The following is a 13,455-nucleotide window of genomic DNA, read 5'->3' as shown; positions in this document are numbered from 1 at the left end:
TAGGTGGGTGATTGTTCAACCTCAGCACGCGAACGACCCCCGATAACGAAGAGAGGTGACGGATGGCCTAGTACCAGTGGGGACTGCGGGAGTTCCACGTGCCCCAGGCGCCGCAAGGCGTCTGATAGCGCTGCTCGATGTATTTCAAACCCCAGTCGATCTGGGTGGCCGCGTTAGTCTTCCAATCCTGGCCGGAGGAAGCCATCTTGTTGCCAGGCAATGATTGAGGTATCCCGTACGCGCCGGAAGACGGGTTCTCCTCATCCCAACGCCAACCGGATTCATGATCCCACAACTGGACCAGGCATTCCGCCTGCTTGTCATCCCAGCCATGCTCCTTGACCTTACGGCGCGCGATCCTCTTCGCGTCCTCGACGCTCGCCTTGTCGCCGGAGGAGTCGTTCGCCGTGCACGTCGCCGTGGAAGCCGCACCGTTGATCGAATCCTTCGGCAGGATGTACGTGGCACCGGAAACAATCGGCAGCACACGCTTCGAATACAAGGGGCCCTTCACGTTCATCTCGCTGATCGTGACCTTGCCGGCCGCCGTATCAACGGATTCGACCACGGCCACATGCCCGTACACGCCATCCGCGCCCTGCACCCCGGGAGGGAAACTCACGATCGCCCCTGGAACAGGGGAAGTGGAAGTCACCTGATAGCCGGCTGCGGCGGCCGAACGGGCCCAATCACCACCATTGCCCCAATGGCCTCCGACCTGCTTCCAACCCATATGATAGGCGCGCACGCAGGCACCCCAAGTGCACTGGCCAGGCGGATACGCGTCGCACACCGTGTAATCGACATCCTTCCACCGGCTACGCGCCTCAGCCACGGTCATACCCTCCCAACCCGAATCCGAAATGCCGCCCGACACTGCCTGGAAGCCGGCCGTGGAAGGCGCACGGTAGACACGGGAATACGCCGCGGACAGCGAAGAGGTCACACTGATCTCATCACCCGTCTGATCGCCGGACTTCGCGCCCTCGATCCCACCATCCTCGTCATGATGCGCGCCGACGAATCTGCCGTCACCAACATAGATCTCCGTGTGCCCCGTGGCCCACACGATGTCACCCGTCTGCAAGGAGGCAACGTCCTTGAAATCCATACGGGTGAATCCGGCCTTGATGAGCACCGAATCCATGCCACCCGTGGCGAAAGCGGTGGAACCCACATCGAAGCCGGCATGCTTCAACGCATACCAGACGAGACTCGAACAGTCATAATCCGGATCCCCGTTCCGATGCCGCTGGGAATACCCATGCGAATCATCGTCCGCAATCGATTCCGCCCACTGCACCCAGGAAGAACCACCCGCCGTGCAGTTCGCCCAACCATAATCCGACCGCAGCACCGCCACGATCAACACCACCAGACACACCAGCGCGACGACCACGGTGACCAGCAGCGCCAGCACGCCTCCGCCAAAGAGCCCTGCCACCGCAGCCAGCCCCCTGCCCCGTTTGCCGGAATCCCCGTCAGACACACACGCCTCCCAACCCGGATCACGAACCGATTCCAAAACACCACACGGAACCCAGGTCGGGCGGGAACGATAACGAGGCGGGCGCGGAAAGATTCAGGCGGAGGGGACCAGGGAGCCGATCATGGCGAACAGCTCCTGGATCCTCCTCATGATCTCGGACAGTTCCTCGGCGTTCCCGACGAACGACAAGCCCTGCGGGCCGTCCTTCGACACGACGCCCAGCAGACGCATCAGAGCGTCATCCTTGGCCGACATCGAATCGGCCATCCTGTTGACCACATCCTTCTGATGCTCGGGAATGGTCCGCGTGTAATGACGCATGACCACCTCCTGGGTCGAATCCCCGATGCTGTCCATAGCCTCACGGACCGTGCCCCCATGCTGCAGCAGCTGGGTCGTATGCGTGACCCGGAGCGTGCGGAACGTCGCACCCGGGCAACCGGCCTTCTCACGCGCGTTCCGGAACTGGGTGGCCAACGTGTTACGAGCCAGAATCCCTCCCTTTCGAGCCTGGAACAACATCGGGTTGCCGGGGTCGCAATGATCCTCTATATGCTTCCTGATCAAAGGAACCAAGACCTCGGGAAGAACGCACACACGACGTGAATGACGGCTCTTCACCGGCCCGAGGACCGTAACACCGAGATCATCCTCGTCACGGCACACCGAATGCTCGACCCTCATGAGACGCATATCCAGATCCAAATCGGAAACCCTCAACGCGCACACCTCGCCGATGCGCATGCCGCCTGCCCACACGGCAAGAAGCACGGAAAGACGCGTATACTCCGGCATATGTTCATACAGTCCGCGCAACTGGGCCGCGGTAAGAGGAGGAACCTCCCATGACTTCGGCTCCGGATCAGGAGGCATGGGCAGAGTGAACGGATTCGACTCCAACAAAGGCATGTCGCCACCGAACGAATCGGAACAGGCAATCGAAAGAATCGCGTTCAACCGCTGACACATGCGAGGAAACACCCACGCGCCCTCATCATGAGGGCCGAAATACCATTTCGCGATCACATCCGGCGTGATGTCGGTAAGCAGAAGATCACCGAACACATCCTTCAAATGCCCTACATCCGTCCGTAGATTCCTCTTCGCGCCCCCACGCAAGGCCGTACCATCCGGTTTGCGATGATTCTCCACATACCAGTCCGCCAGCTCGTGGAACCGCATCGACATGGCCCTACGACGACGATCCCGTACCTTGGGATGAACCCACTCCTGAACACCGCGACGATGCAGATCCACAAGCAGGCTCTCCGAACGAAGCCAATCCTCCGCGGCCGCGCGATCGTCCGGCCCGAATGCCCTCTGAACGCGCTTGGAAGGTTCGATGGGATTCGGATACCTCGCCAACCAGGCCGACACCGTGCCATCGGCACGCTTCCTAGCGACCACGGAGCCGAAGCGGCGATGCCCGTCTGAACTACTCTGTGCACCCATTTCAACCACTTCCTTCCGTGGCAATCCCTGAAAGGAAGCGGTTTACCGGACATTAGCCGTGCACCTGAAAATGCACCTGAAACACCGAATCAGACAGGGAAACGAAACAACTACCGAACAACGAAAGAGACATGGACACCTTCTCTAGAGTTTGCCAGAAGAGAGAAGGATGCAGGCTGTAGCAAGCTTTTTCGGATTCTGATTTCCGAAAGATGAATCAGAGCATAAACACAGCAGCAGAAGAAGCAGTAAAAGGTGCGAGTCCAGGTGGGGGAGCCCATAATAACGGCCGCTCGACATTCGAGTGGCCGTTATTTGTTTTTCCGTCTATTCTTTTAGATTGTTTGCAATAGCACAAGTTATTCCGAATCGAAGGGAATACGTCACTTATGGCATTATCCGCAGCCATCATCCTCGCCGCAGGCGAGGGCACTCGTATGCGTTCCAACAAGCCGAAGGTGCTGCACACCTTTGCCGGCAAGACTTTCCTGAACAGGGTGATGAACTCTGTAGCGGCACTGGACCCCGATACGCTCGCAGTGGTCGTGCACTTCCAAGCTGAGCGCGTGGCCGAAGCTGCACGCTCATACGATGAAAACGTGACCATCGTCAACCAGGACGATATCCCTGGCACCGGCCGCGCCGTGCAGTGCGCCATGGCTCAGCTGACTGAGGCTGGTGAACTCAATGGGCCGGTACTGATTGCCGCGTCCGATATGCCGCTGCTTGATAGCGAAACCCTGCGCAAGCTGGTGGAATTCCATAACGCTTCCGGCAACGGTGCCACTGTGCTCACCACGATTCTGGACGATCCAACCGGCTACGGTCGAATCATTCGCGACCGTGAAGGCAACGTATTGCGCATTGTGGAGCAGAAGGACGCTAACCGTAGCGAACTTGCCGTGCAGGAAGTGAACACGTCCGTATACGTGTTTGAAGCCTCCGTACTGTCTGAGGCCATCGCCGGACTGAAGTCCAATAACGCTCAAGGTGAGTTCTACTTGACTGATGCTTTGGAAACTGCCAAGGCTTCCGGTAAGGTCGGCGCTTTCGCAGCTCCTGATCCGCTCACTGTGGAAGGCGTCAACGACCGCGTACAGTTGGCCGCTCTGTCCAAGACCTATAACCGCCGCGTATGTGAGCGTTGGATGCGCGACGGCGTGACCATTCTCGATCCGGAAACCACATGGATTGAAGACGACGTGGAAATCGGCCGCGACGCCACCATTCTGCCAGGCTCCTTCCTTCAGGGCCATACGGTAATTGGTGAGGATGCTGTGGTGGGCCCATACACCACGCTGATTGACGCCACGGTCGATGCCGAGGCAGTGGTTGAGCGCTCCCGCGTGCAGGAATCTCACATTGGCGCACGCACGAACATCGGCCCATGGACCTATCTGCGCCCGGGCAACGAGTTCGGCGAGGACGCCAAGGCCGGTGCCTTCGTGGAAATGAAGAAGGCCCATATCGGCAACGGTACGAAGGTGCCGCACTTAAGCTACGTGGGCGATGCCCAGCTCGGCGATCACACCAACATCGGTGGCGGCACTATCACCGCCAACTATGACGGCGTGCACAAGAACCGCACCACCATCGGTTCCGGCTGCCATGTGGGAGCCGGCAACCTGTTCGTGGCTCCGGTTCAGGTGGGAGACAATGTGACCACCGGTGCCGGTTCCGTGATCCGCCATACCGTGCCCGATGACACGATGGTCTATTCCGAAAACACGCAGCACAACGTTGAGGGCTGGAAGCCCGCCTGGGAGCGCTGATCAATGCCGGCGCTTCAGGACTCCATTAATGCCGTTCGCGTGGCGGCTGCAGCTGCTGACCGCATCAAAGCTACGGATATCGTGGCTTTCGATGTTGCCGATTTGCTTGGTATCACTGACATTATGATGATTGCCGGCGCTTCGAATGAACGTCAGGTACTGGCAGTGGCCGAGGAAATCGAAAAGGATTTGTATCTCAAATGCGAGGGCCGTGAGCCTCGTTCACGTGAGGGATTAACCGAAGGCCAGTGGGTGCTGCTTGACTATGGTGACTTCGTCGTTCACGTTATGCATGATGAAGCTCGCGAATTCTATGGTTTAGAGCGACTGTGGAAGGATTGCGAATCCATTGATCTACAGCTTGAGCATCCGGAAACGGTAGTTCGTGAATCGACTGCCGATTTGGCTGACTAGCAAGCGATAGCAATGCGTGTGGCGGCAGTGGACATAACCTTGCCGCCACACGCATTCTGCAATCATCTGTTGTTTCTGTTGGTACCAGAGCTAAGGACTGTTTTATGGCACTTCAGCATGTCCGTTCTATTTTTTTGGTTCGTCATGGCCGTACGTCATACAACGCGGCGCATAAGCTGCAAGGGCAAGTGGATATTCCGCTGGACGCAGTAGGGCAGTGGCAGGTGAAGCAAACCGCTGCCGCACTCAAAGATCTGTATGTGGACCGCAGGCCGGAAACCGATCATCGACTTATTGTCTGCTCTGATTTGGTTCGTGCGCATGCCACAGCACAAGCCTTTGCTGATGCTTTGGGTGGAGCGCCTGTTCATGATGACGTACGCGTGCGCGAACGGAGTTTTGGCGACTGGGATGGTCATGCTGTCTCTGAACTCGCCCAACGCTATCCGGAGGACTTCCGCTCATGGATGGAACATCGCGGTGGCGAGATGAAATACCATGCCGAAGCCAAGGAAGATGTAGGCAAGCGTGGCGTTGAAGCATTGGAAGATTGGTCCACACGCGCCGGCATGGACACTGATCTGTTCGTGTTCTCCCATGGCGCGTGGATCTCTCAAACCTTGCAAACGCTGTTGGGCTTAAGCAAGGTTGACTCCACATTCGCGTCCCTGCTGTCGATGCGCAACGCGCATTGGGTGCGTTTGATTCCGATGGATATTGAAGGTGAGCCAACTCGTTGGCGATTGCTGGATTACAACCACGGACCCGCCATTGCCGATACGGATGAGTGGGAGAAGGAACGCTGAATCGCAATGTTCAGTAGGGATAACGGCACTTGTTATCCCTACTGAACATCTGCCAAATCACGTGCATGTGATTTGGCGACACGCCGATTTGCCCTATCGTTCATTCCGTCGTAATGTATACGAGGTCCGAACGACGGGCCAACAACTGAAAACGGGGCTATAGCGCAGCTGGTAGCGCATCTCCATGGCATGGAGAGGGTCAGGGGTTCGAATCCCCTTAGCTCCACAAAGAGGTTATTGATAGTCAGCATTGATAGCTTCCTCATGATTCATATGATTGTGAATCAACCCATTTGGGGCTATAGCGCAGCTGGTAGCGCATCTCCATGGCATGGAGAGGGTCAGGGGTTCGAATCCCCTTAGCTCCACAAACAAGGCCGGTGCAGTAAGCGCCGGCCTTTTGCGTTGTTCATCCGTTGTCTATCCTGCAAAGTTTCAGGACAATATCTCGAAATGCTTCAGCGCATTCAACACGCCATCATGATCCACATCGTCGGTCACATAATCAGCAGCGGCTTTAGGTGTGTCAGTGGCGTTACCCATTGCCACGCCAATGCCAGCGTAGGCGAGCATATCCGTATCATTGCCGCCATCGCCAAAAGCCATGGTCTGTTCTCGCGCAATACCGTAATGCTGCATAAAACGTTGAATACCGCGAGGTTTGCCACCATCGGCCGGAATCAAATCAGTGAAATCAGGATGCCAGCGCACGCCGCGCACATTGCCGCACAGTCCCACTAAATCGGCCTCCTCATCAGGGCCAATAAACGGGCTGATCTGGAACGTCTCATGCGTTAACGCACGCTGATGAGGGTCATCGAAATACCGTGTAGGTGCTGTTTTGCCAAGTTGTGCCCACGTGGCTCGCAGCGCCTCATTGGTTTGATTGAAATACACGTAATCTTGTTCACCGAAATTAGCTACCACATCCGGGTGCTTATCCAGCCAATCGAGAATCACCTGAATATCAGCCGGCTCAATGGACTGAGAAGCAAAGAAGCCGGAATCATCGAAACAGTACTGCCCGTTGAATGCCACAATGCCATCGAAAGAAACCGGCATAGTATCCAGCACCACATTCATCTGCGAAGGAGCACGGCCGGTGCAGATAAGCACTTTGATGCCCTTGCTTTGAAGCTGATGAATCGCCTTCACGGTGGAATCGGGAACCTTATGCGTGGCAAAGCTGGTCAGTGTGCCGTCAATGTCAAAAAACACGGCCTTGATGTCGTTGTTGGTCATGCTTTCATTGTCCGTAAACGTCCATACGAATACGTAGCGCCACGCCGCCATTACTTCGAAAAACCGCAGTGTTGTGCGGAATCTCATACCGGTCATAAACAACACCTATACGGCAATTCGCCATTTTCGGTGTATTCAGCGCAGTTCAGCCGCTATTGTGTAACACGTCCATCAGCGAAAGCCGTGTACGTTCAAGACATGGCGATAGCGCGAATGAACGCTAAGAAGAAGAGGAAAGAAAGACCATGACCGCAGCAAACCAACCAGCTACTCCGGCCAACAACAATGAGCCGGTGCGCGTGAACAATACGCCGCGCAACATCATCATCGCCATTGTAGTCGTCGCCATTATCGCCGTAGCCGCATTCTTCGGCTTCCGCGCTTATTCCAACGCCAACCAGGAAGCCGTGAAGGGTTCCAAGGATAATCCGGTCAAGATCGGTGTGGTCGGCGCAACCGATCCGGAATGGGTGCTGTTCAAGCAGAAGGCAGAGAAGGCCGGCATCTACGTCGATATCGTGGACTTCCAGGACTACACTTCCGAAAACCCGGCTCTTGACTCCGGCGAGCTCGACCTGAACGAGTTCCAGCACCTGCTGTACCTGGCCAACTACAACGTGAGCAACAACAAGGACCTGCAGCCCATCGGCGGCACCGCCATCTACCCGCTGGGCGTCTACTCCACCAAGGTCAAGGACATCAAGGATATCCAGCAGGGCGCTACGGTGACCATTCCAAACGATGAGACCAACCAGGCTCGTGCTATCGGTGTTCTTAAGGCTGCCGGTCTCGTTACGCTGAAGAGCGACTGGACCGCATTCTCCACTCCGGCTGATATCGATGAGGCCAAGAGCAAGGTCAAGGTCACTCCGTTGAAGGCTGAACAGGTGGCAACCATGCTGAAGGATCCGACCATTGCCGCAGGCGTGATTAACAACGATTACGTGGCTGATGCCGGTCTTGACCCGAAGGACGCCATCTACCAGGACAACGCTGAATCTGAGGAAGCCCGCCCGTACATCAACGTGTGGGTGGCCCGCAAGGATGACGTCAACAACGAGACCTACAAGAAGCTGGTGGACATCTTCCACGAGCAGGATGTGCTGGACGCGCTCCAGGAGAAGTCCGGTGGTACCGCTGTCTTTGCCGACAAGTTCACCGGCAAGGAGCTGCAGGGCTTCCTGGCAGACATTGAAAAGGACGCCAAGGCTCAGTAAGCCTAAAGCACGATCAGTATTCGCAATCGCTCATGCCGGGTGAGGGAATCTGCCACGACCAGTCGTGATAGTAACCTCACTCGGCATAGCCGATTACATTTCAGGAACACAGGCACAATCAGGGAGGACCATGAGCGAGCCAATCATCACCTTCGACCATGTGGTCAAGGAATTCAAGACACGTGGGCACGGTGGTGCCGCCACTCGAGCTGTGGATGACGTAAGCCTGGCTATCAACCGTGGTGACATTTTCGGCATCATCGGATATTCAGGTGCTGGCAAGTCCACACTGGTGCGCCTGATTAACGCCCTTGAACGCCCAACTTCGGGCAGTGTGACGGTGCTCGGTACCGATATCACCAAACTGAGCGAAGCAAAATTGCGTCCGATTCGCCAGAAAATCGGCATGATTTTCCAGCAGTTCAATCTGTTCTCCACCAAAACCGTGGCGCAGAACATCGCATACCCGCTGCAACTGGACCATTGGCGCAAGGATTATCAGGATCGCCGTGTGGCGGAGTTGCTGGACTTCGTGGGTCTTTCCGAACATGCCGACAAGTACCCGTCGCAGCTTTCCGGTGGCCAGAAGCAGCGCGTCGGCATTGCCCGCGCATTAGCCACGAACCCGGAGATTCTGCTTGCCGATGAGGCTACCAGCGCTCTTGACCCAGAAACCACTACCGAAGTGCTGAACCTACTCAAGCGAGTCAATGAGGAATTCGGCATCACCATCGTGCTGATTACCCATCAGATGAACGTGGTCCAGCAGATCGCTGGCCGTGTGGCCGTTATGAGCTCCGGCCGTGTGGTGGAAGCGGGCGATGTCTACGACGTATTCGCAGCACCTCAGCAGCCGGTCACCAAGCGCTTCATCGCTACCGCACTGTCCGGCCTTCCGGAAGAGGAACGCGTCGATCGGCTGCATCAAGAATGGTCAGGCCGTATCGTCACCGTGCTGATTCGTCAGAAGGATGTGTCCGGTTCCCACGGCCATACGGTTGGTGCGTCCGGCCAGAACATTTCCGGATTGATTGCCAAGCATGGTGTGGAATCCAGCTTGCTGTACGGCGGGATCGACACGGTTCGCGGCACGGCCATCGGAGCCATCACGTATGAATTCAGCGGACCCAATGTGGAGCCGTTCCTGAAAGAACTTGCGCAAGACAGTGACGTAGTCGACTTTGGTACTGCTGCACAGCCGGTGGATTATGCCGAAGCGGTTTCCGGATATTCGCCGCAGTCGCAGCCTGTTGAACTGTCGACTGAACCGTCTGCTGAAACGCCGGCCGCAACGAACGAAGGAGCTGAATGATGATTACGCTCGCCAACTCTCATAGCGATTGGACTGTGCTGCGTCCGCTGCTGTTCGAATCCATCGGGCAGACGCTCACCATGGTGCTCATCACCTTGGTCGTCGGCGGTTTGCTGGGCCTGATTCTTGGCGTAGTACTGTATGGAACCCGTCCGGGCAACCTGTTCGAGAACGCCATCGTGTACCGCATTCTCGACGTCATCGTCAATATCGTTCGACCCATCCCATTCATCATCTTCCTTGCTGCCATGCAGCCGCTCACCATCGTCGTGGTTGGTACATCCATTGGTACCGTTGCCGCAATCTTCCCGATGGTGGTGATGTGCACCTTTGCCACATCCCGACTGGTCGAACAGAATCTGGTGCCTGTTGATCCGGGCATGATTGAGGCCGCGCGCTCCATGGGTGCAAGCAAGCTCACCATTATTCGCACGGTACTGATTCCTGAAGCACTTGCTCCGCTGATTCTCGCTTATGCGTTCCTGTTCATCGGCGTACTTGATATGTCCGCCATGGCCGGATACATCGGCGGTGGCGGTCTCGGTAACTTCGCCATCGCCTACGGTTATCAGAAGTTCGATCAGACCGTCACCTGGACAGCTGTCATCATCATGATCGTGCTGGTGCAGGTGGTGCAGGGCATCGCCAACGCCATCGCCAAGAAACTGCTGAAGCGCCAGCAGTAAGCTGCCTGATTCAACGCTCAATATCTGTTGTAATCTCTCACTGGATGTATTCCAGTGAGAGATTTTCCATAAGCAAACGCACACATTACTAGAATCGCCAACTATGAGTGAACATATCGATTTCGATCCGGAACTTATCTCCATCCGTCACTATCTCCACGCCCACCCCGAGCGGAGCTTCAAAGAATTCGATACCAGTATTTACCTGGCCGACCAGCTCAAGGCGCACGGCATCGAAGTATTGCCGAATCCTATGGAAACCGGCGTCGTGGGATTAATCGAAGGGCAAGCCGGCCCCGGGCCGCGCATCGGATTGCGCGCCGATATCGACGGCCTGCCCATCGTGGAAGATACCGGCTTGGAATTCGCCTCGGTCAACCATGGTGTGATGCACGGCTGCGGTCACGACCTGCATATGACCGGTTTGCTGGGAGCCGCATTCTGGCTTGCCGAGCATCGTGACAAGTTCGCCGGTTCAATCAAGATTCTGTTCCAGCCCAGCGAGGAAACCGGCCAAGGCGCCCGCGCAATGATTGATGCTGGATTGGTGGACGATGTAGAGGCCATCATCGGCACGCACAATAATCCGAACTATGCTCCCGGACAGTTGGCCATCGGTGTGGAACCGATGATGGCCGGATGTGTGAAGTTCCGCGTTGACATTCACGCCTCGGGCTCGCACGCCGGATACCCATATAAGGGCACGAGCCCGATTGAAGCGCTCGCCAGCATGATTATGAGCCTGCAAACCATCGTGAGCCGCAATGTGACTCCATTCCATCCGCTGGTGCTGTCAGTGACCGAAGTGCACGGTGGTGATGTGTGGAACGTGGTACCGGCAGAGGCCGGCTTCCAAGGCACGGTACGCTACTTCCATAAGGAAGACGGCAATCTGGTGGGCCGCCGATTCAAGGAGATTGTGGAACACACAGCCAAGGCTTATGGCATTAGCGCTGATGTGATGTGGGATGATTTCCAGGATCCGCTGGTTTCAGACTCCGGCTTGGCCAAAGTTGTGGCTGCGGATGTGCATGATTACGCGCAGCTTGAACCGATTCGTCCATCGATGGCGGGGGAGGACTTCTGCGAATTCTCCAAGGTGACGCTGCCGGTGTTCGCATTCGTGGGCTCCAATGGTCAGGAAGGCTGCGCCGACTGGCATAGCCCGCACTTCGTTGGGCTGGATGAATCGATTCCGACATTCGTAAACTTCTATGTCAACGCCGCTCTGCGTGTGCTGCACGAATTAAGCTGAGTACACTAAGAAGCCATGACACAGCTACGTTTTGCACTCGCCCAGATTGACACCTGCGTCGGCGCACTCGACGCTAACGCGGCCAAGGTTCTTGACTTCTCCCGTAAGGCTGCCCAGGGCAACGCCCAAGTGGTGGTTTTCCCGGAAATGACGCTGACCGGATACCCTATTGAGGATTTGGCATTGCGCCGCACCTTCCGCCAAGCCGCTTGGGAAAAAGCCAACGAACTCGCCAAGAAGCTGAACGACGAAGAACTTGGCGATCTGTTCGTTGTGGTGGGAACCGTTGGAACCGACCATGCCACAAGCAAGCCGCGCAATCGTCTCGTGGTGCTTCATGAAGGCGTGGTCTGGGCCGGCTATGACAAGCATTTCCTGCCCAACTATGGCGTGTTCGATGAATTCCGCATCTTCTCCGCAGGTGAGCGTTCCGTAACGTTGGACGTTGATGGCGCTCGCATTGGTGTGGCCATTTGCGAGGACATCTGGCAGGATGGCGGCCCGGTTGCCGAACTGGCGGACAAGAATATCGATGTGCTGCTTACCATCAATGGTTCGCCATACGAGGAAGGCAAAACCAACACCCGCTTCGAGCTGGCACAGAAGCGTGCCACAGAAGTCAATGCTCCGGTGATTTACCTCAACCAGGTTGGCGGACAGGATGATTTGGTGTTCGACGGCGGCAGCTTCGTCGTGGATGCCGATGGCACTTTGCTGGAACGCAGCCCGATGTTCATGGAAAATCTGACCTTCTGGGACTTCGACACCACGGCCGAACACCAGGCCAAGGCCACAATTGTTCCGGAGCTTGATCCGGATGAGGAAGTCTACACGGCCTGTGTGCTGGGCTTGAAAGATTACATGGCTAAGAACCACTTCCGTGGTGTAACCCTTGGTCTTTCCGGCGGTATCGATTCCGCACTGGTGGCTGCCATGGCTGCCGATGCATGCGGGGGAGAGAACGTGTGGGGTATCTCCATGCCGTCCATGTATTCCTCGGACGGTTCCAAGGATGATGCCGCTGATTTGGCTCAAAACATCGGCGCACATTACGAGGTGCAACCTATTGAACCGTTGTTCAATGCCTATCAGCAGCAATTGCATCTCGAAGGCGTTTCCGCGGAGAACCTGCAGGCCCGCATCCGTGGCGTGATTGTGATGGCCAGCTCCAATTCGCGTGGCTTGCTTGCCGTGGCCACCGGAAACAAGTCCGAGCTGGCTTGCGGTTATTCCACGATTTACGGTGACGCGGTCGGCGGTTATGCTCCGATCAAGGACCTGTTGAAAACCCGCGTTTGGGAAATTAGCCGTTGGCGCAACAAGGCTGCAGCCGCAGGCGTGGGCATCGGTGGTTTGAAGATCGTCGGCAATGAGGAAGGCAATGCAGGAGTGCCGCTCAAGGACGGCATTATGATTCCGGTGTCTTCCATTGAGAAGGCTCCGTCTGCCGAGCTCCGCCCTGGCCAGAAGGATTCCGATTCGCTGCCTGAGTACGCGTTGCTCGACAAGGTACTGGCCGCATACATCGAACATGCGCATGGCCGTGCTGATTTGCTTGCAGACGGTTTCGATGAATCAACGGTGGATACGGTGATGCGATTGGTTGACCGCGCCGAATGGAAGCGCCGCCAGTATCCGCTCGGCCCCAAGGTCACCGCACTCGCTTTCGGCCGCGATCGCCGCTTGCCGGTTACCAACGCCTTCCGCGAGTAGTAGTGATTACGTGCTAGAAGCGCATTCTTCACCGCAGAAAAGCACCTCGTCATGAGGTGCTTTTCTCATATATTGAGATAAATGGCGGCTTATAACC

At 56.5% G+C, this 13,455-nt stretch carries 11 protein-coding genes and 2 tRNA genes; 10 read left to right on the top strand and 3 right to left on the bottom strand.

The genetic code is table 11. The annotated features are described in order from the left end of the window. Window positions 1-67 precede the first annotated feature (67 nt). Entirely contained in the window at window positions 68-1,489 is a 1,422-nt protein-coding gene (locus AC1AY0_RS00265) for an aggregation-promoting factor C-terminal-like domain-containing protein (RefSeq protein WP_476525405.1), read from the bottom strand. Between the two features lie 93 nt (window positions 1,490-1,582). After that, window positions 1,583-2,941: a tyrosine-type recombinase/integrase gene (locus AC1AY0_RS00260; RefSeq protein WP_476525404.1), complete on the bottom strand. Its 1,359-nt coding sequence runs from the start codon at window positions 2,939-2,941 to the stop codon at window positions 1,583-1,585. A 389-nt stretch (window positions 2,942-3,330) separates the two neighbouring features. Between AC1AY0_RS00260 and glmU the strand changes: the two genes are divergently transcribed. The 5 genes from glmU (at window position 3,331) to AC1AY0_RS00235 (ending at window position 6,301) form a co-directional block, all read left to right on the top strand. Then, window positions 3,331-4,713 carry a bifunctional UDP-N-acetylglucosamine diphosphorylase/glucosamine-1-phosphate N-acetyltransferase GlmU gene (gene glmU / locus AC1AY0_RS00255; protein ID WP_476524706.1) on the top strand — a complete coding sequence of 461 codons (1,383 nt, stop codon included), beginning with the start codon at window positions 3,331-3,333 and terminating at the stop codon, window positions 4,711-4,713. 3 nt (window positions 4,714-4,716) lie between these two features. Further along, complete coding sequence (gene rsfS, locus AC1AY0_RS00250) at window positions 4,717-5,127, top strand: ribosome silencing factor (RefSeq protein ID WP_033891800.1); 411 nt, start codon at window positions 4,717-4,719, stop codon at window positions 5,125-5,127. Between the two features lie 104 nt (window positions 5,128-5,231). After that, window positions 5,232-5,933 (top strand): histidine phosphatase family protein, encoded by a 702-nt coding sequence (locus AC1AY0_RS00245; protein WP_033891798.1) that lies wholly within the window; start codon window positions 5,232-5,234, stop codon window positions 5,931-5,933. Window positions 5,934-6,086: 153 nt separating this feature from the next. Then, window positions 6,087-6,159, top strand: a tRNA-Ala gene (locus AC1AY0_RS00240). Window positions 6,160-6,228: 69 nt separating this feature from the next. Beyond that, a tRNA-Ala gene (locus AC1AY0_RS00235) sits at window positions 6,229-6,301 on the top strand. A 67-nt stretch (window positions 6,302-6,368) separates the two neighbouring features. Here AC1AY0_RS00235 and AC1AY0_RS00230 read toward each other — a convergent pair. Then, window positions 6,369-7,175: a Cof-type HAD-IIB family hydrolase gene (locus AC1AY0_RS00230; RefSeq protein WP_033891866.1), complete on the bottom strand. Its 807-nt coding sequence runs from the start codon at window positions 7,173-7,175 to the stop codon at window positions 6,369-6,371. Between the two features lie 245 nt (window positions 7,176-7,420). On the opposite strand from AC1AY0_RS00230, the gene AC1AY0_RS00225 reads away from it, so the two are divergent. The 5 genes from AC1AY0_RS00225 (at window position 7,421) to AC1AY0_RS00205 (ending at window position 13,358) form a co-directional block, all read left to right on the top strand. Beyond that, window positions 7,421-8,392 carry a MetQ/NlpA family ABC transporter substrate-binding protein gene (locus AC1AY0_RS00225; protein ID WP_476524705.1) on the top strand — a complete coding sequence of 324 codons (972 nt, stop codon included), beginning with the start codon at window positions 7,421-7,423 and terminating at the stop codon, window positions 8,390-8,392. Window positions 8,393-8,522: 130 nt separating this feature from the next. After that, entirely contained in the window at window positions 8,523-9,704 is a 1,182-nt protein-coding gene (locus tag AC1AY0_RS00220; RefSeq protein ID WP_033891796.1) for a methionine ABC transporter ATP-binding protein, read from the top strand. Further along, on the top strand, window positions 9,704-10,390 hold the full coding sequence (locus AC1AY0_RS00215; RefSeq protein ID WP_033891795.1) for a methionine ABC transporter permease: 687 nt from the start codon (window positions 9,704-9,706) through the stop codon (window positions 10,388-10,390). Before AC1AY0_RS00220 ends, AC1AY0_RS00215 begins: the two co-directional genes overlap by 1 nt. Window positions 10,391-10,493: 103 nt before the next feature. Further along, entirely contained in the window at window positions 10,494-11,645 is a 1,152-nt protein-coding gene (locus AC1AY0_RS00210; RefSeq protein ID WP_033891794.1) for a M20 metallopeptidase family protein, read from the top strand. A gap of 15 nt (window positions 11,646-11,660) precedes the next feature. After that, the gene (locus AC1AY0_RS00205) at window positions 11,661-13,358 is read left to right on the top strand and encodes an NAD+ synthase (protein ID WP_033891793.1); all 1,698 of its coding nucleotides are present in this window, start codon (window positions 11,661-11,663) and stop codon (window positions 13,356-13,358) included. The last annotated feature ends 97 nt before the right edge of the window (window positions 13,359-13,455 follow it).

The sequence above is a fragment of the Bifidobacterium sp. LH_416 genome, from assembly GCF_056357055.1.
Note: the sequence above shows the minus strand (reverse complement) of the source record. Positions and strands in the feature narration are given on the sequence as shown.

Bases quoted from the DNA above. Each gene is read 5' to 3' on its own strand.
- AC1AY0_RS00245 (WP_033891798.1), top strand. From the start codon at position 5,232: ATGGCACTTCAGCATGTCCGTTCTATTTTTTTGGTTCGTCATGGCCGT.
- AC1AY0_RS00230 (WP_033891866.1), bottom strand. From the start codon at position 7,175: ATGACCAACAACGACATCAAGGCCGTGTTTTTTGACATTGACGGCACA.
- AC1AY0_RS00260 (WP_476525404.1), bottom strand. From the start codon at position 2,941: ATGGGTGCACAGAGTAGTTCAGACGGGCATCGCCGCTTCGGCTCCGTG.
- AC1AY0_RS00205 (WP_033891793.1), top strand. From the start codon at position 11,661: ATGACACAGCTACGTTTTGCACTCGCCCAGATTGACACCTGCGTCGGC.
- AC1AY0_RS00225 (WP_476524705.1), top strand. From the start codon at position 7,421: ATGACCGCAGCAAACCAACCAGCTACTCCGGCCAACAACAATGAGCCG.
- AC1AY0_RS00220 (WP_033891796.1), top strand. From the start codon at position 8,523: ATGAGCGAGCCAATCATCACCTTCGACCATGTGGTCAAGGAATTCAAG.
- rsfS (WP_033891800.1), top strand. From the start codon at position 4,717: ATGCCGGCGCTTCAGGACTCCATTAATGCCGTTCGCGTGGCGGCTGCA.
- glmU (WP_476524706.1), top strand. From the start codon at position 3,331: ATGGCATTATCCGCAGCCATCATCCTCGCCGCAGGCGAGGGCACTCGT.
- AC1AY0_RS00215 (WP_033891795.1), top strand. From the start codon at position 9,704: ATGATTACGCTCGCCAACTCTCATAGCGATTGGACTGTGCTGCGTCCG.
- AC1AY0_RS00210 (WP_033891794.1), top strand. From the start codon at position 10,494: ATGAGTGAACATATCGATTTCGATCCGGAACTTATCTCCATCCGTCAC.